This window comes from Enemella evansiae (genome assembly GCF_004362375.1).
Taxonomy (GTDB): Bacteria; Actinomycetota; Actinomycetes; order Propionibacteriales; family Propionibacteriaceae; genus Enemella; species Enemella evansiae.
Window position 1 is genome coordinate 73494 of the sequence record NZ_SNXA01000008.1, and the last position, 23360, is coordinate 96853.

The 23360-nt window shown below is 68.1% G+C and carries 22 protein-coding genes; 15 read left to right on the forward strand and 7 right to left on the reverse strand.

The genetic code is table 11. The features are described 5' to 3' along the window. Nucleotide 1: 1 nt before the first annotated feature. The 4 genes from C8D81_RS00935 (at nucleotide 2) to C8D81_RS00950 (ending at nucleotide 5851) form a co-directional block, all read left to right on the forward strand. Entirely contained in the window at nucleotides 2–733 is a 732-nt protein-coding gene (locus C8D81_RS00935; RefSeq protein WP_094430028.1) for a 16S rRNA (uracil(1498)-N(3))-methyltransferase, read from the forward strand. Nucleotides 734–838: 105 nt separating this feature from the next. Then, nucleotides 839–2071: a tRNA guanosine(34) transglycosylase Tgt gene (tgt, locus tag C8D81_RS00940; RefSeq protein ID WP_229119482.1), complete on the forward strand. Its 1233-nt coding sequence runs from the start codon at nucleotides 839–841 to the stop codon at nucleotides 2069–2071. Between the two features lie 91 nt (nucleotides 2072–2162). Next, on the forward strand, nucleotides 2163–3989 hold the full coding sequence (locus tag C8D81_RS00945) for an ABC transporter ATP-binding protein (protein WP_229119481.1): 1827 nt from the start codon (nucleotides 2163–2165) through the stop codon (nucleotides 3987–3989). Beyond that, nucleotides 3986–5851 (forward strand): ABC transporter ATP-binding protein, encoded by a 1866-nt coding sequence (locus tag C8D81_RS00950; protein ID WP_208109066.1) that lies wholly within the window; start codon nucleotides 3986–3988, stop codon nucleotides 5849–5851. Before C8D81_RS00945 ends, C8D81_RS00950 begins: the two co-directional genes overlap by 4 nt. Before the next feature lie 136 nt (nucleotides 5852–5987). On the opposite strand, the gene C8D81_RS00955 is transcribed toward C8D81_RS00950, so the two are convergent. The 4 genes from C8D81_RS00955 to C8D81_RS00970 form a co-directional block, all read right to left on the reverse strand. After that, nucleotides 5988–7415, reverse strand: a complete 1428-nt coding sequence (locus C8D81_RS00955; RefSeq protein ID WP_094430027.1) for an aminomethyltransferase family protein — start codon at nucleotides 7413–7415, stop codon at nucleotides 5988–5990. Nucleotides 7416–7435: 20 nt separating this feature from the next. After that, complete coding sequence (locus C8D81_RS00960) at nucleotides 7436–8614, reverse strand: amidohydrolase family protein (protein WP_094430026.1); 1179 nt, start codon at nucleotides 8612–8614, stop codon at nucleotides 7436–7438. Beyond that, nucleotides 8611–9684, reverse strand: coding sequence for a DODA-type extradiol aromatic ring-opening family dioxygenase (locus tag C8D81_RS00965; protein WP_094360344.1), 1074 nt, complete (start codon nucleotides 9682–9684; stop codon nucleotides 8611–8613). The genes C8D81_RS00960 and C8D81_RS00965 overlap by 4 nt, the downstream gene beginning before the upstream one ends. A gap of 102 nt (nucleotides 9685–9786) precedes the next feature. After that, nucleotides 9787–10557: an IclR family transcriptional regulator gene (locus C8D81_RS00970; RefSeq protein WP_094430025.1), complete on the reverse strand. Its 771-nt coding sequence runs from the start codon at nucleotides 10555–10557 to the stop codon at nucleotides 9787–9789. Between the two features lie 368 nt (nucleotides 10558–10925). On the opposite strand from C8D81_RS00970, the gene C8D81_RS00975 reads away from it, so the two are divergent. Next, nucleotides 10926–12263: an MFS transporter gene (locus tag C8D81_RS00975; protein ID WP_094430024.1), complete on the forward strand. Its 1338-nt coding sequence runs from the start codon at nucleotides 10926–10928 to the stop codon at nucleotides 12261–12263. Nucleotides 12264–12489: 226 nt separating this feature from the next. Then, the gene (locus C8D81_RS00980) at nucleotides 12490–13494 is read left to right on the forward strand and encodes a nucleoside hydrolase (RefSeq protein ID WP_094430023.1); all 1005 of its coding nucleotides are present in this window, start codon (nucleotides 12490–12492) and stop codon (nucleotides 13492–13494) included. On the opposite strand, the gene C8D81_RS00985 is transcribed toward C8D81_RS00980, so the two are convergent. Continuing rightward, nucleotides 13451–14152 carry a queuosine precursor transporter gene (locus C8D81_RS00985; protein ID WP_229119480.1) on the reverse strand — a complete coding sequence of 234 codons (702 nt, stop codon included), beginning with the start codon at nucleotides 14150–14152 and terminating at the stop codon, nucleotides 13451–13453. The genes C8D81_RS00980 and C8D81_RS00985 overlap by 44 nt on opposite strands. Nucleotides 14153–14207: 55 nt before the next feature. Here C8D81_RS00985 and C8D81_RS00990 point away from each other — a divergent pair, with 55 nt between their 5' ends. Then, nucleotides 14208–14714: a DUF5709 domain-containing protein gene (locus C8D81_RS00990; RefSeq protein ID WP_094430021.1), complete on the forward strand. Its 507-nt coding sequence runs from the start codon at nucleotides 14208–14210 to the stop codon at nucleotides 14712–14714. A gap of 3 nt (nucleotides 14715–14717) precedes the next feature. On the opposite strand, the gene C8D81_RS00995 is transcribed toward C8D81_RS00990, so the two are convergent. Beyond that, complete coding sequence (locus C8D81_RS00995) at nucleotides 14718–15071, reverse strand: hypothetical protein (protein WP_094404198.1); 354 nt, start codon at nucleotides 15069–15071, stop codon at nucleotides 14718–14720. A gap of 181 nt (nucleotides 15072–15252) precedes the next feature. Between C8D81_RS00995 and C8D81_RS01000 the strand changes: the two genes are divergently transcribed. The 3 genes from C8D81_RS01000 to C8D81_RS01010 are packed head-to-tail and all read left to right on the forward strand — an operon-like array spanning nucleotide 15253 to nucleotide 18022. Further along, on the forward strand, nucleotides 15253–16224 hold the full coding sequence (locus tag C8D81_RS01000; RefSeq protein WP_098477485.1) for a PhoH family protein: 972 nt from the start codon (nucleotides 15253–15255) through the stop codon (nucleotides 16222–16224). Beyond that, on the forward strand, nucleotides 16221–16682 hold the full coding sequence (gene ybeY, locus C8D81_RS01005) for an rRNA maturation RNase YbeY (protein WP_094360356.1): 462 nt from the start codon (nucleotides 16221–16223) through the stop codon (nucleotides 16680–16682). The genes C8D81_RS01000 and ybeY overlap by 4 nt, the downstream gene beginning before the upstream one ends. Then, a complete protein-coding gene (locus C8D81_RS01010) occupies nucleotides 16679–18022 on the forward strand; it encodes a hemolysin family protein (protein WP_094360358.1) in 1344 nt (447 codons plus the stop codon). Before ybeY ends, C8D81_RS01010 begins: the two co-directional genes overlap by 4 nt. A gap of 115 nt (nucleotides 18023–18137) precedes the next feature. On the opposite strand, the gene C8D81_RS01015 is transcribed toward C8D81_RS01010, so the two are convergent. Then, entirely contained in the window at nucleotides 18138–18533 is a 396-nt protein-coding gene (locus C8D81_RS01015; protein ID WP_094407297.1) for an SRPBCC family protein, read from the reverse strand. A gap of 124 nt (nucleotides 18534–18657) precedes the next feature. Here C8D81_RS01015 and C8D81_RS01020 point away from each other — a divergent pair, with 124 nt between their 5' ends. The 5 genes from C8D81_RS01020 to C8D81_RS01040 all read left to right on the forward strand — a co-directional run bounded on the left by C8D81_RS01020 (nucleotide 18658) and on the right by C8D81_RS01040 (nucleotide 23355). After that, on the forward strand, nucleotides 18658–19200 hold the full coding sequence (locus C8D81_RS01020) for a hypothetical protein (RefSeq protein WP_133625381.1): 543 nt from the start codon (nucleotides 18658–18660) through the stop codon (nucleotides 19198–19200). Between the two features lie 4 nt (nucleotides 19201–19204). Further along, nucleotides 19205–20146: a GTPase Era gene (gene era, locus C8D81_RS01025; RefSeq protein ID WP_094360364.1), complete on the forward strand. Its 942-nt coding sequence runs from the start codon at nucleotides 19205–19207 to the stop codon at nucleotides 20144–20146. A 167-nt stretch (nucleotides 20147–20313) separates the two neighbouring features. Further along, nucleotides 20314–21546, forward strand: a complete 1233-nt coding sequence (locus C8D81_RS01030) for an ABC transporter substrate-binding protein (RefSeq protein ID WP_094360366.1) — start codon at nucleotides 20314–20316, stop codon at nucleotides 21544–21546. 86 nt (nucleotides 21547–21632) lie between these two features. Then, the gene (locus C8D81_RS01035) at nucleotides 21633–22481 is read left to right on the forward strand and encodes a carbohydrate ABC transporter permease (protein WP_229118935.1); all 849 of its coding nucleotides are present in this window, start codon (nucleotides 21633–21635) and stop codon (nucleotides 22479–22481) included. Beyond that, nucleotides 22474–23355: a carbohydrate ABC transporter permease gene (locus C8D81_RS01040; protein ID WP_229118181.1), complete on the forward strand. Its 882-nt coding sequence runs from the start codon at nucleotides 22474–22476 to the stop codon at nucleotides 23353–23355. Before C8D81_RS01035 ends, C8D81_RS01040 begins: the two co-directional genes overlap by 8 nt. Nucleotides 23356–23360: the final 5 nt, after the last annotated feature.

Here is a 23360-nt window from a genome sequence, read left to right on the forward strand (position 1 = left end):
GGTGACCCGACCGCTCTTCCTGACCGACCTGGCCGACCCGCTGCCCACCCCGGGCAGCGGCGTACGCCTCGGTGGTGGCGAGGGGCGGCATGCGGCGGTGGTCAAGCGGATCACCGCCGGGGAGGAGATCCTGCTCGCCGACGGGTCCGGTCGCGGGTTGATCGGTGAGGTGACCGCCGCGGACAAGCAGGGTCTCGACGTGACCGTGCGCGAGCTGCTGGCCGTACCGCCGCCCGCGCGCCGGCTCACCGTGGCGCAGGCGTTGGCCAAGGGGGATCGCGGCGAGCTCGCGGTGGAGATGATGACCGAGGTGGGGGTCGCCGAAATCCTTGCCTGGCAGGCGTCCCGCTCGATCGTGAAGTGGACCGGGGAGCGCGGTGCCAAGTCGTTGCGCAAGTGGGCCAGCACCGCGCGCGAGGCCACCAAGCAGAGCCGCCGGCTCCGCGTACCCGCCGTCGCCGGCCCGCTCAGCACCAGACAGCTCACCACCCGCGTGCAGACCGCCGACCTGGCCCTGGTGCTGCACGAGAACGCGACCGAATCCCTTGCCCAGCAGCAGATCCCGGCTGCCGGTGAGATCCTGCTGGTGGTCGGCCCGGAGGGTGGGATCAGTCCCGAGGAGCTCGACGCCCTGACCGCCGCCGGGGCCCGGCCGGTGTCGATCAGCGACGGGGTGCTGCGCACCTCCACCGCCGGTGTGGTGGCCGCCGGGTACCTGGGACTGCCGGGGTGAGTTCATCTCGACACGCGGCTCCGGCTCCGCTCCGCGGAGCCGGAGCCGCTACTCGATGAACGTTGGATGGCCCACCGGATGAGCGCGGGCGACTATCCTCCTGGGGTGCCGTTCTCCTTCGAGGTCCGTGACCGCCTGCCCGATCGGCAGGGGCGTACCGGGATCATCCACACCCCGCACGGTGAGATCCAGACCCCCGCCTTCATCGCCGTCGGCACCCAGGCGACCGTGAAGGCGGTGCTGCCGGAGGCGATGCGTGACCTCGGTGCGCAGGCCGTGCTCGCCAACGCCTACCACCTCTATCTGCAGCCCGGTGCCGACATCGTCGACGAGGCCGGCGGGGTGGGGGCGTTCATGAACTGGCCCGGGCCGACCTTCACCGACTCCGGTGGCTTCCAGGTGATGAGCCTGGGCGTCGGCTTCAAGAAGGTGCTGTCGATGGACTCCAGCCGGGTCAGCGACGACGACGTGATCGCCGAGGGCAAGGAACGGCTCGCGCACGTCGATGACGACGGCGTCACCTTCAAGTCCCACCTGAACGGGGACCGGCACCGGTTCACCCCCGAGATCTCGATGCGGGTCCAGCACCAGCTCGGTGCGGACATCATCTTCGCCTTCGACGAGCTGACCACGCTGATGAACACCCGCGCCTACCAGGAGGAGTCGCTGGAGCGGACCCGGCTCTGGGCCGAGCGCTGCCTGGCCGCGCACCGCGAGCTCACCGCCGAACGGGCCGACAAGCCCTACCAGGCGCTGTTCGGGGTGCTGCAGGGCGCCCAGTACGAGGATCTGCGCCGCAAGGCAGCCCGGGACCTCGGCGCGATGGAGGTCGCCGGGCAGCGGTTCGACGGTTTCGGGATCGGCGGCGCGCTGGAGAAGGAGAATCTCGGCACCATCGTCGACTGGGTCAGCTCCGAACTGCCCGAAGACCGCCCCCGGCATCTGCTCGGCATCTCCGAACCCGACGATTTCTTCGCCGCGATCGCCGCCGGTGCGGACACCTTCGACTGCGTCCAACCCTCCCGGGTCGCGCGCAATGCCGCCCTCTACACCGCCGATGGTCGGTTCAACGTGAACACCGCCGCCAATCGCCGCAACTTCAACCCCATCGACGAATCCTGCGACTGCTACACCTGCGCGCACTACACCCGCGCCTACCTGCACCACCTGTTCAAGGCTCGTGAGATGGTGGCCTCGACGCTGGCCACCATCCACAACGAGCGGTTCACCGTACGCCTGGTCGACGACATCCGCGCCAGCATCGGCACCGGCGAGTTCGACGCCTTCAAGGACGAGTTCCTCGGCCGCTTCTACCGCGGCGCCGGCTCGAAGGCTTGAGTTCAAGCGCACTTGAAGTAGCAGACTGGAAATCCATTCGAGTCCGACCGGTCGACCGGATAACGTGACCGGGAGACCTAGGAGGATTTTCGTGCCGGGCACCGCCGACGCACTCGACCGCGCACCCCTGGTGGCCCCGGCCACCCGCGGATGGGGACGGGCCACCAGCCTGTGGCGACTCCGGGCGTACCTGCGCCCGCGGCTCGGCCGGTTCTGGACGATGGCCGTGCTCGACGGCTACGACATCGTCACCATGCTGGCGATCCCGCTGCTCACCCGCGCGGCGATCGACGGACCACTGGCCGCCGGGGACCGGGCCGGGGTGATCCGCTACGGCGTGCTCGCCCTGGTCATCGGCATCTCGGCCGCCGGAGCCGGGTTCATTCGCCGCTGGCTGTCCAGCGAGGTCACCCTGGCCACCGAGACCAGCGTCCGGCTCGACCTCTATGCCCGGTTGCAACGGCTGCCGATGGCCTTCCACGACCGCTGGCAGTCCGGTCAGCTGCTGTCGCGGATGATGAACGACCTGTCGGTGATGCGCCGGTTCACCAGCTTCGGGCTGTTGATGCTGCTGGCCTCGCTGCTGCAGATCGCGATCACCGTGGTGCTGCTGATCCGGCTCTACTGGCCGCTCGGGGTGGTGGTGCTGCTCGGCGTGGGCCCGGTGATCTGGCTCTGCCTGCGGATGGAACGTGACTACACCAAACTCTCGCGGCGGATCCAGGACCAGACCGGGGATGCCGCCTCGGTGGTCCAGGAGTCGGTGCACGGGCTGCGGACGCTGCGCGCCTTCGGCCGCCAGCGCTGGGCGTACCAGCGCTTCGACTCCGCCGCCAGCACCCTCTATGACACCCAGCTCTCCCGGGTCCGGCTGATCTCGCGCTTCTTCACCCTGCTGGATGTCATCCCCTCGGTGGTGGCGATCATCGTGCTCGGCATCGGGGCGTACGCCGCCGCGAACGGAACGATCACCCTGGGCACCCTGGTCGCCTTCATGACGCTGCTGCTGTCGCTGGTCTGGCCGGTCACCGCGCTCGGCTTCCTGCTCTCGATGACCCAGGACGCGATGACCGCCGCCGACCGGGTCTGCGAGGTGCTCGATTCCCGCTCCGACATCGTCTCCGGGGAGGTACGCCTGCCCCGCGCGGGTGGTGCGTTGTCCTTCGAGAACGCCGGATTCCGCTTCCCGGACAGCGATGTCGACGTGCTGCACGGGTTGAATCTGCGCATCGCACCGGGGGAGACCATCGCCATCGTCGGCGGCACCGGGTCCGGCAAGACCACCCTCACCCAGCTGATCGCCCGGCTCCGCGATGTCACCAGTGGCCGGATCACCCTGGACGGGATCGACCTGCGGGAGCTGGACCTGGACGATCTGCGCGGCCAGGTCGCCACCGCCTTCTCCGATGCGACGCTGTTCTCGATGTCGGCCCGCGAGAATCTCACCCTGGGCCGCGCCGATGCGACCGATGAGGAGATCGCCGAGGCGATCGAGGTCGCCCAGGCGCACTTCGTCCACGACCTGCCCTGGGGGTTGGACACCCGGATCGGGGAGCAGGGGATGAGCCTGTCCGGCGGGCAGCGGCAGCGGCTCGCGCTGGCCCGTGCGGTGCTGGTACGCCCCAGTGTGCTGGTGCTCGATGACACCCTGTCCGCGCTCGACATCCACACCGAGGCGCTCGTCGAAGCCGCCCTGGCCCGGGTGCTCGGCAACTCCACCGCGATCATCGTCGCGCACCGCGCCTCCACCGTGCTGCTGGCCGATCGGGTGGCGATGCTGGTGGACGGCACGATCACCGCGGTCGGCACCCACACCGAGTTGCTCGCCAATGATCCGCGCTACCGGGAGCTGATGTCGGCGGATTTCGACTGTGAGCAGGAGTTCGACGAAATCGAGGACGAGGAGGCGGCCTCGTGAGCGCCGAGATCAGCCGCCCGGCCGCCGATGCCGACCGCGCCGAGGTCGACGAACTGGAGGCCTGGCGCGGCGTCCGCGCCGAGGAGGCCGAGGAGCTCACCGCCCAGGGTGCCGGTTTCCTGAAGCGGCGCAGCCGGCGATTGCTCGGCAGCCTGCTGTACCCCTACCGGCACCTGGCCTGGCTGATCGTCGCCGCCGTGGTGGTGGAGAACGTGGCCCGGCTCGCCGCCCCCGAGCTGGTCCGCCGCGGTATCGACTTCGGCGTCCCGGCACTGAGCGCCGGCAGCGCTGGCCCGCTGCTCACCGTGCTCGCGGTGATGGTGGCCGCGGTGCTCTGCCAGGCCGCCGGCCAGTACGTCTTCCAACGGCTGTCCGGGCGGGTCGCCCAGCAGGTGCTGCTGGAGATCCGGCGGCGGATGTTCCAGCACTTCCAGCGTCTCGATGTGTCCTTCCACGACCGCTACACCTCCGGGCGGGTGATCTCCCGACTGACCAACGATGTGGACGCGATCGCCGACCTCTTCGCCGAGGGGGTCGACACCCTGGTGCGGGCCGCGTTCACCGTGGTCGGGATCGCGGTGATCCTGCTCTGGTTGGATTTCCGGCTGGGGCTGGTCGCCCTGTTCGCGTTGCCGCTGCTGGCCGGACTGCTTGTCTGGTTCTCCATCAACTCCACCCGCGCCTACCGGCGGGTGCGGGAGCTGACCGCGGTCACCATCATGCAGTTCGTCGAGTCGATGACCGGGATCCGGGCCGTGCAGGCGTACCGTCGGGAACGCCGGAACCAGCAGATCTTCACCCTCGCCGCCACCCGGTTGAAGGACGCCAACGTGAAGGCGTTCCGGTTGATGGCGGTGTTCATGCCCGGGACCCGGTTGATCGGCAATGTGGCGATCGGGCTGGTGCTGCTGGTCGGTGGGTTGATGGCACTGCAGGGCGATGTGACCGTCGGCGTGCTGGCTGCGTTCCTGCTCTATCTGCGGATGTTCTTCCAGCCGATGGGGGAGATCAGCCAGTTCTACAACCTCTTCCAGGCGGCCACCTCGGCGCTGGAGAAGATCTCCGGGGTGCTCGAGGAGCGGCCCCAGGTGGCCGAATCCGAGCACCCCACGCCGCTCACCGAGCCGCGGGGGCGGGTGCGGTTCGACGCGGTGCACTTCGGCTATGTCGCCGAGCGGGATGTGCTGCCCGGCCTGGAGCTGGACATCCCCGCCGGTCAGACGGTGGCCCTGGTCGGCACCACCGGGGCCGGCAAGACCACCATCGCGAAACTGATCGCGCGCTTCCACGACCCCGATTCGGGCGCGGTACGCCTGGACGAGATCGACCTGCGGGAGATCAGCGACGACGACCTGCGCCGGGCGGTGGTGCTGCTCACCCAGGAGAACTTCATCTTCGACGGGTCGATCGCCGACAACATCGAGGTCGGCCGGCCCGGGGCGAGCCGGGCGGAGGTGATCGCGGCCGCGCGGGCGGTCGGTGCCGATGCGTTCATCAGCGGGCTGTCCGAGGGGTATGACACCGACACCGGCAAGCAGGGCTCCCGATTGTCGGCCGGGCAACGGCAGCTGGTCGCCTTCGCCCGGGTGTTCCTCGCCGACCCCGCGGTGATCATCCTGGACGAGGCGACCTCCAGCCTGGACATCCCCGCCGAGCGACTGGTGCAGCGGGCCCTGCAGACCGTGCTCGCCGACCGGACCGCGATCATCATCGCGCACCGCCTGTCGACCGTGGAGATCGCCGATCGGGTGCTGGTGCTGGAACACGGCCGGATCATCGAGGACGGGCCACCGGAGCTGCTGCTGGACGCCGACGGCCCGTACGCCCGACTGCATCAGGCGTGGCGGGAATCCCTTGCCTGATTGAGTACGCGCCCGTTCCCACGTTCATCGAGTAGCAACCCCGGTGCCGCGAAGCGGCACCGGGGTTGCGTGTCGAGATGAACCGGTCAGTCGCGTGTCGAGATGATCCGGTCAGTCGCGGGTCGAGCTGAACCGGTCAGCTGCCACCGCCGACGCTGGCCTGCTTCATCACCCCGACACTCTTCGAGTAGGGGACCGTGCCCACCGTGGCGCGGATCTCCCGTTGCCGGTGCCGTTCGATGCGGGGCTTGCGGGAACCACCGTCCGGTTCACCCCAGACCACCACGACCTCGGTGCCGGGTTCGGCCATCACCGCATCGACGAAGCCGAGGGAGAGCAGCTTGTGCTCGTTGGTGCTGAACCCGGCCCAGGTGGAGCGGCCGATCAGGTTGCCCGCGGTGTCGCGCACCTCGTCGTTGTGCGGCATCCCGTAGGAGACCATCGGCAGCTCGAGATAGCGGTAGGGGAGGTCGTCGCCGAACATGGAGCCGAAGACCTCCTCGACGTCGGCATCGTGCCAGGCGAGGGTGACCCGGCGCCGCGGCGGTTGGCCGGCGATCGCCTCGAGTGCTGCACGGCCCACGAAGTCGTGATCGAACTTGACGATCTTGCCGTAGCCGAGGTCGAACGGCGTCACGTAGTAGTCCTCGATGTTGGCGGAGCGGAAGCTCCCGCCCAGCTGGAACTTCGCCTCCCAGCCGTCGTCGGGCAGCCATTCCCGGAAGTCCCGCAGGTCCTCGGCGGTGTAGATCGCCGGCAACGGATAACCGATCCAGCCGCTCTCCAGGTTGGTGGTGAAGTATGCCTTGGTGCCGCCCTGCTTGAGTCCGTAGTCGCTGCCGGCTGCCAGGATCGCCTCCCGGATCCGTTGGTCGTGCTCGAACGGGCCGGACAGCTCGACCCCCTGATGGCCGGCCATCGAGTGCCGCAGCGCGGTCACCTCGATGCCGTCGATCAGCACCTGGGCGGTGTGGAAGAACTTGATCTCCGGCGCCCCGCCCTCGACCAGCCTGTCGAAGATCGCGCCGGCGTTCGGGCCATCCAGCTCGTAGCGGAACCGCCAGCGTCGACCGGTGCTGTTGTCGGAGGTGTTCTCGTCGCGTTCGACGGTGACATCGTGGTCACCGGTCTCGGCCTTGAACTGCACCCAGTTCAGCAGGGTCTTGCCGCTGATCAGCTCATAGCGTTCATCGCCGTGGTCATAGAGCACGCAGTCACCGATCACCTGACCCGCGGAGTTGCAGGCCACCAACTGCTTCGCGATCCCGGGGCGCAGGTTGGTCAGGCTGTTCACCGCCAGCTCGCTGAGCAGTCGGCGCGCGTCGGGACCGGAGACCATCAGCTCCGGCATGTGGTGGGTCTGGTTGAGCAGGACCGCGGTCTCGCCCCAGGCGCGCTGCTCGTCGCGCCAGTTGGTGAACTCCTGCGGGATGGGCACCAGGTCGGGCCGGGTGGAGGCGTGTACGCCCGGGGTGTCGTTGTAGAGGTGCTCGGCGATGTTCGGCACCGCGTCGATGACATCCTGCAGGGAGCGGCCGGCCCGCTGGGCTGGTGTCGTGGTCATGGCGGAATCCCTTCGCTGGTTCAGCTTCCGGCGTGCGCGGGCTGCTTGTCGTCGGTGCTGGTGAGGCCGCGCCAGGCGGTGGGTTCGACCAGGTCACCGGCACGCACGGTGAGCACCGGTTCCAGCCGGTCCACCATCCACTCCTCGCTGTTCTTCGCGCTGTCCCGCAGCGGGGTCGGTCCGGCCTCGGTGAGCACGGTGACGTTCGCCGGGCCACCGACACGCAGGGTGCCGAAGCCCTCGGCGTCCAGGTGCAGCACCTGGGCCGGGCGTGCGGTCACCGCGTCGACGATGTCCGGCAGCGCCATCCCGACCGCGCGCAGCTTCGACATGGTGGTCACCAGGTCATAGACCGGGCCGCGCCAGTTCCGGGCGCTGGTGTCGGAGCTGACGACATCGGGCAGGAAACCCTGGCCGACCGCCTCCTTGGCCACCGCGAAGGAGAAGTTGCTGGCCCCGTGCGCGGAGTCGAAGAGCACGCCCCGTTCCCGGGCCTCGAGCACCGCGTCGAGCACCCGGCCGTCCACCAGGGTGCCGTTGGACTTGCCGGTGTAGCAGTGGGTGACGATGTCCCCGGTGGTGAGCAGTGGCAACAGCTCGGACAGCGATTCGACGGTGTCGCCAATGTGCACCATCAGCGGCAGACCGGCCTGGCCGGCGATCTCCCGGGACTTCACCAGGGCGTCGTGGGCCGACCCGTCGACGACCTCCTCGGAAGCCCGCAGTTTGAACCCACGCACCAGATCCGGGTAATCGGTCGCCGCCTTGAGCGCGGCCGGCAGGTCGAGCGCGGCCGGGTTGTGGCACTCACCGACCTTGATGTCCTGGACCCCGAGGGTGGAGACGTTCAGGAACGCCAGGGTGCGGGTCCGGGCCGGGCGGGCGATGTAGCGCTCGAAGGCCGCGAAGGTCGCCGCACCGGCGGTCCCGGCGTCGGCGGCGGCCACCACGCCGCGGCGCAGATGCGCCTCGTCGACCGGGGCGCCGAGCAGTGAGAAGTCGGAGAACAGGTGTGAGTGCATGTCCACCAGACCCGGCAGCACCAGCTCACCGGAGACATCGCGGACCTCGGCGTCACCAGCGTCCAGGTCGGCACCGATCGCGGCGATCAGGCCGTCGCGGATCAGCACGTCGGCGCGTTCGTCGAGGCCGCTGGCCGGTGCCAGCACCCGGCCACCGCGCAGCAACAGGCCACTCATACCGTCACCTCTTCGTATTCGGCGAAGACCTTGGGGGAGTTGAACAACATCGTCTCGACCATGTCGCTCCAGACCAGGTCGGCGCCCAGCTCGTTCATCGCACCGACCAGCGGATACCAGTTGAGCAGCTCGTGCTCGCCGCTGGCCTCCAGCTCCTCGGTGGTCAGCTCGCGCCAGGTGTCCACGTCGCCGTCGCGCATCGCGGTGAGCATCTTGCGGTCACCGTCCAGATCGGGCCACATGCCATAGGAGAAGTCGCACATGAAGGCGTGTGACCAGCTGCCGGAGGCGATCAACGCCACCCGCAGGTCGGTCCGGCTGAGGAAGCGGGCGATCTCGCGGCCCAGATCCATGCAGCGCCACGGCGGCGGCGAGGGCGGATCCTCCGGTGCCTGGTGGCCGATCGGTGCGCCGCGCCCCCGCCAGCCGATGACGCGGGTGCCGTAACAGTTCATCGTGTTCGAGATGACCGGATAGTCGAAACCCCGCCGGTCGTAGTCGAGGTAGTGGATCGTGTTCATGAAGGCGTGGCTGAAACCCTCGTAGTGATTGGATTCGTAGGCGTAGGCCGTCTCGAAACCGTTCTTCAGCAGGTGCGTGGTGAGCGCCTTGGCCACCTCGCGGTTGCCGCGTACGAAGACCTCCTGATCGCCGGTCTCACCCCAGACGTTCTCGTTGTCGGGCCCGCGGGTCCCGGCGACCTTGTGCGCCCACGGACGCAGCATCTTGTCCTCGTAGGCGAGGATCGACCACGGCGGGATGATCGTCTCGTTGTAGTTCTCGTACTGGTCGTCACCCCAGATGAACACCAGATCGGGGGCGAACTCGTCGATCCGGCGGCGCAGCCGGCGGAAGTGCTCCAGCGACTTCGCACGATGCTCCCTGGCCGCCGCCAGACCCTGATCCTCACCCCACTCCTCGGCCAGCAGCTGCGGCCAACCGCGCGGTGTCCGCAGGGTCTCCGGCAGATTCGGATCCTGCAGCCGGTTGACGAACATGCTGGCCATGTTCTCGTCGGGGCCGAGGAAGAACGGATAGTGGGTCATGCCCAGGCCGAGGATCGTGGCCATGGTGCCTCCTTGTTTCGAGCGTCGTTCAGCAGCACGAGGACGGTCCGGTCCTCGCGTCGTGGTCTTCGTGTCGTGGTTTTCGTGTCTGGGTGGCGGTTCCGGTCAGCTGGCCCCGAGGCTCTTCTGGTAGCTCCGGGCGGTCTCCTCCAGGGCTTGTCGCAACCGGTCCTGGCGGGCGCGGACCCGATCCGCCGGCCCGGTGAACCCGAGCGCAGCCAGCACCGTCGCGTCGGGACCGAGGATCGGCACCGCGATGCCGCCGACACCCGGGCGCCACTCACCGGAGTTGGTGCCGTAACCGCGGGTGGTGATCTGGGCCAGCTGCCGACGCAGCCTGGCCGGGTCGGTGACGGTGTCCTCGGTGTAGGCCCGCAGCTCCTCGCCGAGCACCCGTTCCTGCTCGGCGTGGTCCTGGAAGGCGAGCAGCACCTTGCCGGTGGACACCGCGTGCGCCGCGGCCCGGCTGCCGAGATTGGTCCGCGTGCAGATCGGCTCGGAGCCCTCGGCCTTGTCGATATAGACGGCCTCTCCGTCCTCGTAGACGGCCAGGTGCACCGTCTCCCCGCCGACCCGGGCGAGCCGGCGTACCTGCTCGCGCAGATCCTGGCGGACATCGATCTGCCCGAAGGCCTGGGTCGCCAGCGACCAGATCCGGTAGGTCATCCGATAGCGGTCGCTGTCGGACTCCTTGCGCACCCAGTCGTGGGAGATGAGCGTGCGCACGATCCGGTACGCCGTCTGGCGCGGCAGACCGGTCAGCGCGGCCAGTTCCCGCAGCGTCGCCGGGCCGCCGGCGAGCGCCTCCATCACCTCGACGGCGTTCGACACCGTGGACAGGGTGGGCGCTCCCGCTTCCCTGGTCGTTGTCGTCATTGCTGCCTCCTTTGGCGAGCCGGCCTCGGGCTCCGACGTTGCTGTCGGATCCGGCCATATCCAATGGTGAACTGGTGTCTTCACCAATCAAACATCGAGACGGTGCAGCGGCAAGGCGCTTCTTCACAATGTGTAGTGACGGGTGCCGTAGAACGGGTTGATGTGACCATGAACACGTTGTCGGGAAGCGTTTTCGGGACTGCTCATCACTATTGGATGAGCTCCCTTGTCGGGTGTGCGAGCACCGATCTACGTTTCCCGAAACCTCGACATTATTCGATGGTTCACGTCGGTATCTGTCATCACGGGGCTTCGTTGATCCGGGGCCGGCGTCGACAAGGAAGTCCAATCCGAGCAGGAGTCAGACCATGACGGTCGAAGAAGATCCCCGGGACGTGATCGCACGGTCCCGGATGCGCACACCACAGATCGTGATCATCGTCGTCGCCACCCTGGTGAACATGATCGACGGGTTCGATCTGCTGGTGATGGCGTTCAGCGCCCCCGCGGTCAGCCGCGAATGGGCGGTGCAACCGGCAGCACTCGGGGTGCTGCTCAGTGCCGCGCTCTTCGGGATGGCGGTCGGGGCCACCGCGCTGTCGGGCATCGCGGACCTGATCGGCCGGCGGATGATGATCCTGCTCGGTCTGAGCGTGGTCACCCTCGGCATGGTCGTCTCCGCACTCGCGCCGAGTTACGGGGTGCTCTGGGGTGCCCGGTTCGTCACCGGTCTGGCCGTCGGCGCGGTGACCACCTGTGTCGCGGTCTACGTCACCGAGTACACCCCCAGGCGGTGGCGGGCGGTGGCCATCTCCTGGTTCGCCGCCGGCCAGCCGATCGGCGCGATGCTCGGCGGCCTGATCGCCGCGGCCCTGCTCGGGCCGCTGCACTGGCGCGGACTGTTCTGGGTCGGGGCCGGGCTCACCGCTCTTCTGGTGCCGGTGATCTTCTTCGCACTGCCGGAGTCGTTGGCCTATCTGATCAGCAAACGGCCGATCGGTGCGCTGGAGAAGGTCCGGTCGATCCTGATCCGGCTCGGCCATCCGCCGATCACCACCCTCCCGGAACCGGAGGCCGCCAATGCCGCCGAACCGGAGCGTGGTTCCGGGACGAGGATCGGCGGGATCGCGGTGCTGCTCGGGCTGGCGTTCTTCACCGTCATGCTGGCCTTCTACTTCGCCAGCAGCTGGACACCGCGGTTGGTGTCGGCGGCGGGTTACACCGATGTCGAGGCGGTACGCGCGGGCACGGTCTTCGCGGTCGGTGGCATTCTCGGCACCCTCGGCTTCGGTTGGACCGCGACCCGGATCCGGGCGGGTCTGCTGCTGCCGATCTGTTTCGTGGTGAGCGCGATCGCGTTCGTCGGTTTCGCGCTCGGGCTGGGGTCGATCATGCTCGCCTATGTCGGGGCGTTCGCGATGGGCATCTTCACCGGTGCGGTGATCGCCGGGTTGTTCGCCACCGCCCCCGCAGCCTTCCCGGCGAGGACCCGGGCCACCATCTCCGGCCTGGTGATCGGCGCGGGTCGGGTCGGTTCGGTCTGTTCACCGATCCTCGCCGGGGCCCTGCTCGGCGCCGGCTGGTCGGTCGGGTCGATCTACATCCTGTTCGCCGGACCGCTGGTGGTCGGTGCCGTCGCCTGCGCGATCGCCCTGCGTCGCCCGTCGGAGCATCGCCCGGCCCGGCAACCGGTTGCCACCCCCTGACCCCCACGTTCATCGAGTAGCCCTGTCGGCGGCGCGAAGCGGCGCCGAGCGGTGTCCCCCCTGACGTTCATCGAGTAGCCCTGTCGGCGGCGCGAAGCGGCGCCGACAGGGCGTGTCGAGATGAACCCCGGCGGCGCGTTCATCTCGACACGGTCGCTTCGCGACCTACTCGATGAACGTGGGGTGGGTCGCTGCGCGGTCTGCTCGATGACCGTAGGCTGCCCGGATGCGGCTCCTGGCGGATGTGGACACCGGTATCGACGATGCATTGGCACTGTGCTGGTTGGCAGCCCGCGAGGATGTCGACCTGGTCGGGGTGTCCACCACCTCGGGCAACACCACCGCCCGACAGGCGGCCGAGAATTCCCTTGCCGTGCTCGAGATCTGCGGCGTCGACGGGGTCGAGGTATGCGTCGGCAGGCCCGCCCCTCTGGTCGTGCCGGCGAGCACGACGCCGGAGACCCATGGGGATCACGGCCTGGGCAATGCCACCCTGCCGCCGACCCGGGGATCGCTGTCCAGCAGGGGATTCCTGGACCTCTGGCTGGACGAGCTGCGGGCCCATCCGGGCGAGACCACCCTGCTGGTCACCGGCCCATTGACCAACCTGGCGGCCGCACTGCGTGCCGAACCCGGGCTGCCCGAGCTCCTTGCCCGGGTGGTGATCATGGGCGGCTCGTTCGATCATCCCGGCAACACCACACCGACGGCGGAGTGGAACAGCTGGGTCGATCCGCACGCGGCCGCCGAGGCGTACGCCGCCTGGGAAGGAAAACCGGCCGACCGGCTGCCGATCGTCTGCTCGCTCGGGGTCACCGAACGGATCGTGATCACCCCGGAGCGGCTTGCCGATTTGATCGCCGGAGCCGGCCCCGACCCGCAGCGCCCCCAGGTGCTCGCGTTGCTCGCCGACGCGCTGGAGTTCTATTTCGATTTCCACGCCGAATACGGCTACGGCTGGCTGGCTCAGGTGCACGACCTGTTCGCCGCGATGGTGGCCCTCGACGCGGTGCCCTGGCCCGCGATGACCACCTGGGTGGGGGTGGAGACGACCTCGGAGCTGACCCGCGGCACGACCGTGCGGGATGCCCGCAACCTCTGGCGGCGTACGCCGAATGCACGGGTGGTCGCCGATACCGACCCGGACCGGGTGTGGGAACTCTTCCGGGACGACCTGACCCGCCTGGTCACTCGGCCAGCGCCGCCTGGTAACTCGGCTCGCGGCGCTTGAGCCAGCCGATCACCATCGAGGTCACCGGCATCGCCGCGTACTGCACCAGCACCTTGTAGAGGAACCCGAAGAAGGTGTAGTTGGCCCACTGACCGATCGAGGTGATCCCGATCGCGGTCGCCGCGACGGTGCAGAACACCAGGGTGTCGACGAACTCGCCGACGCCGGTGGAGGACGCCATCCGGGCGATCAGGCCCTTCTCCCGGTTGCGCTTCTTCATCGCCACCATCACCAGGGTGTTCAGGTTCTGCCCGGCCAGGAAACCGAGGATGCCGGCCAGCACCACCTGCCAGACCGGTCCGAGCGCGGTCTCCAGTGCCGATTGCTTGGCCGTCCCGTAGTCATCGGTGAAACCCGGCAGCGCGATGATGATCGCGTAGCAGAGCACCGAGAGCACGTTGGCGCCGAAGCTGACCCAGATCGCCCGCCGCGCGGCCCGCCCGCCATAGACCTCACTGATCACGTCGCCGACGATGTAGGCGAGCGGGAACAGGAAGAAGCCGCCGTCGGTGATGATCGGCCCGAAGACGACGCCCTTGGAGGCGCCGATGCCGGAGAGGATCACCACGACGCTCATCAGCGCCAGTAGCACCGCATAGTTCGGCGAACCGGTGTCGGCGTACGCCGGGGAACGTGCGGGGTCGGTCGAGGCGGTCACGTCGGGCCAGTCTAGGGGTGCCCCGATCCGGCTCCGAAAGTGGCAGCATGAGGCCATGAGTGAGACGGATTCGGAGTTCATCGACGAACAGGTCCCCGACGAATCGGTGCAGCTGGATCAGCTGGATGCCGAGGACAATCTGGTCGACCGCAACGGCGTCGATCCGCTGGATGAGGGCTACATCGCGCCCGATGACTGGTCGGTCGCCGAGGGCTTCGGCAACACCGCGGCCGAGATGCGGCAGGGGGAGACCCTGGAGCAGCGGTGCCGGCAGGAGGAGCCCGAACAGGGTTACGACCCGGACCGGGTGTCGGGGGAGGACGGCTTCGACGACGATCCCACCGAAGACGACTCCGATCCCGAGGTCGGCGATCGGCGGGCCGGCCGGCTGGTGAGCGCGGGCGGTGGCTACCCGGGTGAGGACGCCGAATCCGAGCTGGTCGGTGAGGATGTCGGCATCTCCGGAGCGGCCGCGAGCGCCGAGGAGGCCGCCATGCACATCATGGACGACGGAGCGGCCGAGGACTCCTTCGATCATCCCCACCGCCCCGACCGGGGCTGAGGCTCAGGCCAGCTTGAAGTGCTGGGCGAGCGAGAGCGGGTCCATCGACATCAGCCGATAGTCCAGCAGGATCAGCTCCTCGACCGAGTAGTCACCGGTCCGGACGCGGGTGCTGGCCGCCATCGCCCGCTGCCAGATCAGGATGCTGCGGGCCTCGCAGATCTCCACCGGCATCACCTCGCGGGTGGTCAGGCCCAGGAAGGTCGGCCCCTTCTCCGCGCAGAACCCGCGCAGCACCTGGTCCAGGTGATGACGGGAGACCAGCGGCTGGTACGCGAAGGTGGACAGCAGCGCGTCGGCGGCCAGCCGGTACGGGTCCGCGGCCACCAGTTGCTGAAAGGTCTGGAAGATCGCCATCAGTGCCTCCTGGGCCGCCAGTCTGCCGTACGCGAATGCCGGTGCCGGAGGAGACCGGGATCACTAGACTGGGTGCAGACACCCGAAACTGGAGGACACCATCAGACCGCAACAAGTTGATCGCCCGGGCGTGGCCGGCGAGCAGGGCTCGCGCAAGATCACCATCCCGGCCAGCATCGACATGGTCCACATCCTCGGACCGGCGGATTCCTTCCTGCGCATCCTGGAGCGGGAACTGGACGCCGACATCCACGTCCGCGGCAACGAGATCACCCTCACCGGCGATCCGGACCAACTGGCCCTGGGGGCCGACATCCTGACCGAGATGGTCACCGTGATCCGCACCGGTCAGGGCCTCAGCGCCGACGCCGTCGAGCGGATCGTCGCCATGATGACCGACCACACCGATGAGCGGCCGGCCGAGGTGCTGACGGCGAACATCCTGTCCAGCCGCGGGCGCACCATCCGGCCCAAGACGCTGAACCAGAAGCGGTATGTGGACGCCATCGACGCGCACACCGTCGTCTTCGGCATCGGCCCGGCCGGCACCGGCAAGACCTACCTGGCGATGGCCAAGGCGGTCCAGGCGCTGCAGAACAAGGAGGTCAACCGGATCATCCTGACCCGGCCGGCCGTCGAGGCGGGGGAGCGGCTCGGCTTCCTGCCCGGCACCCTGAGCGACAAGATCGACCCCTATCTGCGCCCGCTCTATGACGCCCTGCACGACATGGTCGACCCCGACTCGATCCCGCGCCTGCTCACCTCGGGCACCATCGAGGTCGCACCGCTGGCGTACATGCGCGGCCGGACGCTGAACGACGCGTTCATCATCCTCGACGAGGCGCAGAACACCTCGATGGAGCAGATGAAGATGTTCCTCACCCGGTTGGGTTTCAACTCCCGGATGGTGGTCACCGGTGACGTCACCCAGGTCGACCTGCCCGGGGGCCAGAAGAGCGGCCTGCGCGAGGTCCGTTCGATCCTCGACGGGGTCGACGACATCGCTTTCTGCCAGCTGACCAATCACGACGTGGTCCGGCACAAGCTGGTCGGCCGGATCGTGGCCGCCTACGACCGGTACGAGTCGGTGGCCGACGCCGCCGGTGGGGGCGGGGCGCGGCACAGCGGCCCGCGGACGGGAGGCCGGCGGTGAGCATCGACCTGAACAACGAGTCCGGTCTGGAGGCCGACGAACAGGGGCTGGTGGCGCTGGCCCGGTTCGCGCTCGACGAGCTCGGCATCCATCCGCAGGCCGAGCTGTCGGTGCTGCTGGTGGATGAGGAGACGATGTCGGCCTATCACGAGAAGTACATGGACGAGCCGGGCCCGACCGACGTGCTGTCCTTCCCGATGGACGAACTCCGCCCGCCGGCCGAGGACGAGGAACCGCCGCTGGGCCTGCTCGGCGACATCGTGCTCTGCCCGGCGGTCACCTCGCGACAGGCCGCCGAGCACGGGCGGTCGGCGGATGAGGAGGCGGAATACCTGCTGGTGCACGGATTGCTGCACCTGCTCGGTTTCGACCACGGGACGCCGGAGGAGAAGCAGGAGATGTTCTCCCTGAAGGATCGGATCCTCTCCGACTGGGCCGGGGCGCGGGATCGAACGTGACCTCCGGTGACTGGCTCCGGCTCGGGATCGCACTGCTGCTGACGATCCTGGCCGGGCTGATGGCCGCCGCCGAGGCCTCCCTCTATTCCTTCTCCAAGGCGCGCGCCGAGCATCTGGTCACCGAGGGCCGATCCGGTGCCAAACGGCTGCTGCTGATCACCGAGGACCCGCCGCCCTATCTGAACACCGCACTGTTCTTCCGGGTGCTGCTCGAGATCGCCGCGATCACCCTGGTCGCGCTGGTGGTCTTCGACAACGTCCAGCGTGACTGGGTACGCCTGCTGACCGTGATCGGTTCGATGGTGCTGGTCTCCTTCATCCTCTGGGGTGTCGCACCGCGTACGCTCGGCCGCCAGCACGCCGACCGGGTCGCCTGTGTCGCCGCCGGGCCGCTGTCGCTGCTCACCACCGTGCTCGGCCCGCTGCCGCAATTGCTGATCCTGCTGGGCAATGCGTTGACCCCGGGGCGTGGCTTCGCCGACGGGCCCTTCGCCACCGAGGCCGAGTTGCGCGAGCTCGTCGACCGCGCGGTCGCCAGCGATCTGATCGAGGCCGGCGAGCACAAGATGATCAACTCTGTCTTCGATCTCGGTGACACCATCGTCAAGGAGGTGATGGTGCCGCGCACCGACATGGTCTTCATCGAGGAGCACAAGACGCTGCGGCAGGCCATGTCGCTGGCGCTGCGGTCGGGCTTCTCGCGGATCCCGGTGGTCGGTGAGGGCGGCCTGGACGATGTCGTCGGCGTGCTCTATCTGAAGGACCTGATGAAGCGGGTCTATGACAATGCCGATGCGCAGACCAGCGAGCGGGTCGGATCGATGATGCGGCGCCCGGTCTGGTGCCCGGACTCGAAGCCGGTGGATGAGCTGCTGCAGGAGATGCAGGCCAGCCGCAGCCATCTGGTGATCGTCGTCGACGAGTTCGGCGGCACCGCGGGGCTGGCGACCATCGAAGACATCCTGGAGGAGATCGTCGGGGAGATCGTCGACGAGTACGACGACTCCGAGCTGCCGCCCTACGTGCAACTGGGCGAGGACCGGTACCGGATCTCGGCACGGCTCCCGGTCGACGAACTGGGTGACCTGTTCGGCCTGGAACTCGACGATGCGGACGTCGATTCCGCCGGCGGCCTGATGGCCAAGGAGCTGAACAAGGTGCCGATCCCCGGATCGATGGTCCGGGTGCACGGTCTGGAACTGGTCGCCGAGCGCGGCGCCGGCCGCCGCAACCGGATCGACACCCTGCTGGTGACCCGGTTGCCCGACCCCGAGGCCGACGACGCCGGTGCCGAAGCAGCGGCCGCGCTGGCCGCCGAATCCGCCGACCGCGCCACCTGACGCTCATCGAGTAGGACGCCCGGCGCAGCCCTTCCATACGCTCATCGAGTAGTCCGCCCGGTGCAGCGGAGCGGAGCCGGGCGTACGTGTCGAGATGAGATGAGCCGAACCGACGTCAGCCCTCGAGAATCACCCGCAATCGCTGGAGATCGGCGCGTACCAGCTCCGCATCCCGTTCGAAATCGCCGTCCGGTACGCCGGGCAGGCGGTAGAGCGTGAACACCACCTCGCTGCCGTCGTCGTTGGCCAGCACGCGCAGCGGATTGTGCACCACGGTGCCCTCGGGCAACCGGACGTCGTGATCGAGGATTCCGGCCTCGATCGGGCCGGTGAACGCCACCTCCACGGTGCCCATCGGCGAATCGGTCACCCAGGTGTCACCCACCTGACGGATGCCGGCGCTGAGCCCGGCCGCCCACTGCGGCAGGTTCTGCGGGTCGCCCGCGAACGCGATCACCTCCGCGGGCGGCCGCGAGATCGAGATCGACAGATGCCGGGCCGGGAACACCATGGGTCCGAGTATGCCGGAGCCACTGCATCTTCACGGTCATCGAGTAGGACACCCGGCGCAGCGCAGCGGAGCCGGGCGTACGTGTCGAGATGAACAGGCCCACTCGGCTGGTAGGTTCCGGCCGGTGAGTTACCCGCTGGATCGGTTGCGCGGTCGGTACCGATCGATGGCGCTGATCGAAACCCTCAACGCGGTGATCCTCCTACCGGGGCTCTTCTGGTTCTTCGGCTGGCCGCTGACGGTGGCCAACCTGAGCGGTGCGATCGCCTGCGCGGTGCTGCTGCTCGCCGGGGCGGCGTACTGGGCCAGCAAGGTTCGCCAACTCACCGAGCGCACCATGTTGCCCCGCGGCCTGGGCTTCTTCGCCGCGTTCCGGCCGATCGGCTGGGTGCTCAGCATCGGCGCCCTGGCCGTGGTTCTGGTGCTCCGCGGGCCGACTGCGGCCGCCTGGCTGCCCGGTCTGGTCACCGCCGTGTTGGCCGTGCTGGAGCAGATCAACTACTTCCACGTCCAGCTGAGCCACGACAACCCCTCCGATCTGCGGCGGTTCTTCCGCACCGGCCTGCGGAGTTCGAAACTGGCGCGGGACCTGACGGCGCGGCGGACCGGTACGCCACCACCGGGGCTCCGCTTCCCGGAGCGGGACGGCCACGAACCCCTACACTGACCGGGTGACGACCACCGAACCGACCCCCGAGGGTTTCCGCTCCGGCTTCGCCTGCTTCGTCGGGCGCCCGAATGCGGGCAAGTCCACCCTGACCAATGCGCTGGTCGGTTCCAAGATCGCGATCACCTCGAGCAAACCGCAGACCACCCGGCACGTGATCCGCGGGATCGTGACCCGCCCGGACGCCCAGCTGGTGCTGATCGACACCCCCGGTCTGCACAAGCCGCGCACCCTGCTGGGGGAGCGGCTGAACACGCTGGTGCACGACACCTGGTCCGAGGTCGATGTGATCGGGGTCTGCCTGCCCGCCGACCAGCGCGTCGGCCCCGGTGACACCCACCTGGTCTCCGAGATCGCCGCCCTGCCGAAGCGCCCCAAGCTGGTCGCGCTGGCCACCAAGTCCGACCTGGTCTCGGGTGACCGGATGCGGCAGCACCTGCTCGCGATCGCCGGCCTGGAAGAGAAACTCGGCATCCGTTGGGAGCACGTGGTCCCGGTGTCGGCGGTCTCCGGCGAGCAGGTCGATGAGGTCGCGGACGTGCTGATCTCGCTGCTGCCGGAGGGCCCGGCGTACTATCCCGATGGCGAGGTCACCGACGAGCCGACCGAGACCCTGGTCGCCGAACTCATCCGCGAATGCGCGCTGGAGGGCGTACGCGATGAGCTGCCGCATTCGATCGTGGTCACCGTCGAGGAGATGGGCCTGCGGGAAGATCGGCCGGAGGACAAGCCGCTGCTCGACATCTATGCCAACCTGATCGTCGAACGCGATTCCCAGAAGGGGATCATGATCGGCCACAAGGGCTCCCGCCTCAAGGAGGTCGGCAGCGAGGCCCGTCAGCAGATCTCCCGGTTGCTGGGTACGCCGGTGCATCTGGATCTGCGGGTCAAGGTGCTCAAGGAGTGGCAGCGCGACCCGAAGTACCTGAACCGCCTCGGTTTCTGACCGTCTCCCACGGCGGTGGCGCCGCCCCGGATGCGGGATTTTGTCCAACCGGAAAGAAAGTTCGGCACACCCCCTTGCGGGGTCTCTGTGGCTGTCCTAGCGTCTCCGCGTAACCGGTCACTTAAACGTTTACACAGCTGGGCAGCGCAGCCCGAGGGAGGCATCTAGTGAAGAACAGGTTGATCGGGGCCGTCGCGGCCGCGACGCTCGCCCTGGCCGCATCGGGTTGCGGCTCCACCGGCAGCGGTGGTGACACCATCACCTATGCGATCTGGGACGAGGCCCAGCGGCCGGCGATGGAGCAGATCGCCGACAAGTTCGAGACCGCCAACCCCGGGACCACGGTGGAGATCCAGCTGACGCCGAATGCGCAGTACTGGACCAAGCTGCAGACGTCGATGAGCGGCGGCAACGGGCCGGACGTGTTCTGGATGAACGGCGCCCAGTTCGGGCTCTACGCCTCGGAGGGACAGCTGGCCCCGCTCGATGACCAGGGCATCGATCAGTCGAAGTATCCCGCCAGCCTCACCGAGCTCTACACCTACGAGGGCAAGCTCTACGGGGCGCCGAAGGACTTCGACACGATCGGCCTCTGGTACAACAAGAAGCTGTTCGCCGAGGCCGGGGTGCCCGAGCCGACCGCTGACTGGACCTGGCAGGACACCCGCGAGGCGGCGAAGAAGCTGACCCGTGGTGACACGAAGGGCTTCGTCGCCCCGGCGTACACCCAGGAGAACATCTACACCGCGATCCCGCAGGCCGGCGGCGAGGTGATCAGCTCCGATCACAAGAAGTCGGGTTATGGCTCCCCGGAGGCGCTGGCCGGCATCGAATACCTGCTCGGCTTCATCGCCGACGGATCCTCGCCCACCGCGCAGCAGATGGCCGACACCGAGCCGGAGACGATGTTCACCTCCGGCCAGGTCGCGATGGGCTACTTCGCCTCCTATGCCGCACTGCCGTTCTCGCAGTCCCAGGTGGGCAACGACATCAACGTGGCCCCGCTGCCGAAGGGGCCGACCGGCAACCAGTCGGTGATCCACGGGTTGGGCAACGTAGCCAACGCCAAGAGCAAGAATCTTCCGATGGCCAAGAAGTTCGCGGCCTTCGCCTCCAGCGCCGAGGCCGCCGAGCTGCAGGCGACCACCGGCACCGTCATCCCCGCCTACACCGGGACCGCCGAGAAATGGGTGCAGTCGATGCCGCAGTACCGGTTGCAGACCTTCGTCGATGCTGTGCCGGGTGCCGTGCCCTACCCGATCTCGACCCGCCGTGCCGAATGGAGCAAGCTGGAGGCGGACACGTTCCTGCAGATCTGGTCCGGCGCGGTACCGGCCGATCAGGGGCTGCGCCAGCTCGCGACCGGCATGCAGGCGAAGCTGGACGCCGAACAGCGATGACGGCGCTCACCCAGGGCGCCTCCCGGACAGCGTCAAGGTCGGCGCGCCGGCGGCGATCCGCTACCCGGCCCTCGGCCTGGTGGGCGGTGCTGTTCGTCGGACCGATGTTCTCCGGACTGGCGGTGTTCTATCTGTGGCCGGCCGTCCGCACCCTCTATCTGTCCTTCAACGAGGCGGGGGTGTTCGGCGGAACGACGTTCGTCGGTCTGGAGAACTACGCGAAGCTGTTCGCCGATCCGGCGCTCGGCCAGGCGATGATCAATACCGGGATCTACACCGCGATCTCGCTGCTCGGGATCCCGCTCGCGCTGGTCATCGCGGCCCTGCTGAACACCAGTGGACTGCGTGGCCGCGGAGTCTATCGGGTGCTCTATTTCCTTCCTGTGGTGACGATGCCGGCGGCCGTGTCGATCGTGTGGCGGATGATCTACAACGGTGACTTCGGTGTCGCCAATCAGCTCCTGGGTGTCTTCGGCATCGAGGGCAGAAGTTGGCTCACCGATCCCGACACCGCCCTGGTGGCCATCTCGATCGTGGGCATCTGGGCGGCCCTGGGCACCAACATCGTGATCTTTCTCGCGGGCCTGCAAGGGGTGCCGCGGGGGATGATGGAGGCCGCCGAGCTCGATGGCGCCGGCCCGGTCCGTCGGTTCTGGCATGTCACCGTGCCGCTGATCTCGCCGAGCGTCTTCTTCGTCTCGGTGATCACCGTGATCAACTCCTTGCAGGTGTTCGACCTGGTGTTCGTGATGATGGGTCTCTACAACCCCGCGATGCCCCGGGTGAAGACCGTCGTCTATCTCTTCTACGAGGCCGGTTTCGTGAGATCGGATCAGGGCGGAGCGGCCGCCATCGCCTTCGTGCTGCTGCTCATCATCCTGCTGTTGACGGTGGTCCAATTCGTGATGCAGCGGAGGTGGGTGCACTATGAGTGACCTCGTGGCCGGTCCCGGACCGATGGCCGAACCCCGGCCGAAGACCAGGGCCGACAGCCGTCGGCGGCAGCCGATCGTGGTGCACCTGGTCCTGCTGCTCGGTGCGGTGGTGATGGTCTTTCCGTTCCTGTGGCAGCTGTCGACGGCCTTCAAGACCTACGCCGACGCGACCGCGGTGCCCATCCGCTGGTTGCCGACCCAGTGGGAACCCGGCAACTTCGTGCAGGCGTTCGAAGTGCTGCCGCTCGGACAGATGTTCCTCAACTCGACCATCCTCACCGTGGGGCGAACCATTGGGCAGGTGGTGCTGTGCACGATGGCCGGTTATGCGTTCGCCCGCATCGCGTTCCCGGGGCGTAACGTCCTGTTCGTGGCGTTCCTGTCGGTGCTGATGGTTCCGAGTCAGCTGTTCCTGCTGCCGCAGTACGAGATCATCCAGTCGCTGGGTTGGGTGAACACGCTGCAGGGGGTGATGGCACCGGGCATCTTCTCCGCCTTCGGCACCTTCCTGATGCGCCAGTTCTTCAAATCCCTACCGGTCGAGTTGGAGGAAGCCGCTCGCCTGGACGGCGCCAACCAGTGGCAGATCTTCGCCCGCGTGATGCTGCCCCTGGCGCGACCCGGCATCGTCGCGCTCACCGTCTTCACCGTGCTCTGGTCCTGGAACGAACTGTTGTGGCCGCTCATCATCACCACCGACGCCTCGCGGATGCCGCTGTCGGTGGGGCTCACCCAGTTGGTCGGTCTGCACATGACCAACTATCCGCTGCTGATGGCCGGTTCGCTGGTAGCCACCATCCCGATGATCATCGTGTTCATCGTGTTGCAGCGTCAGTTCATCGAGGGCATCGCCTTCACCGGCGGCAAGGGCTGAGGTGC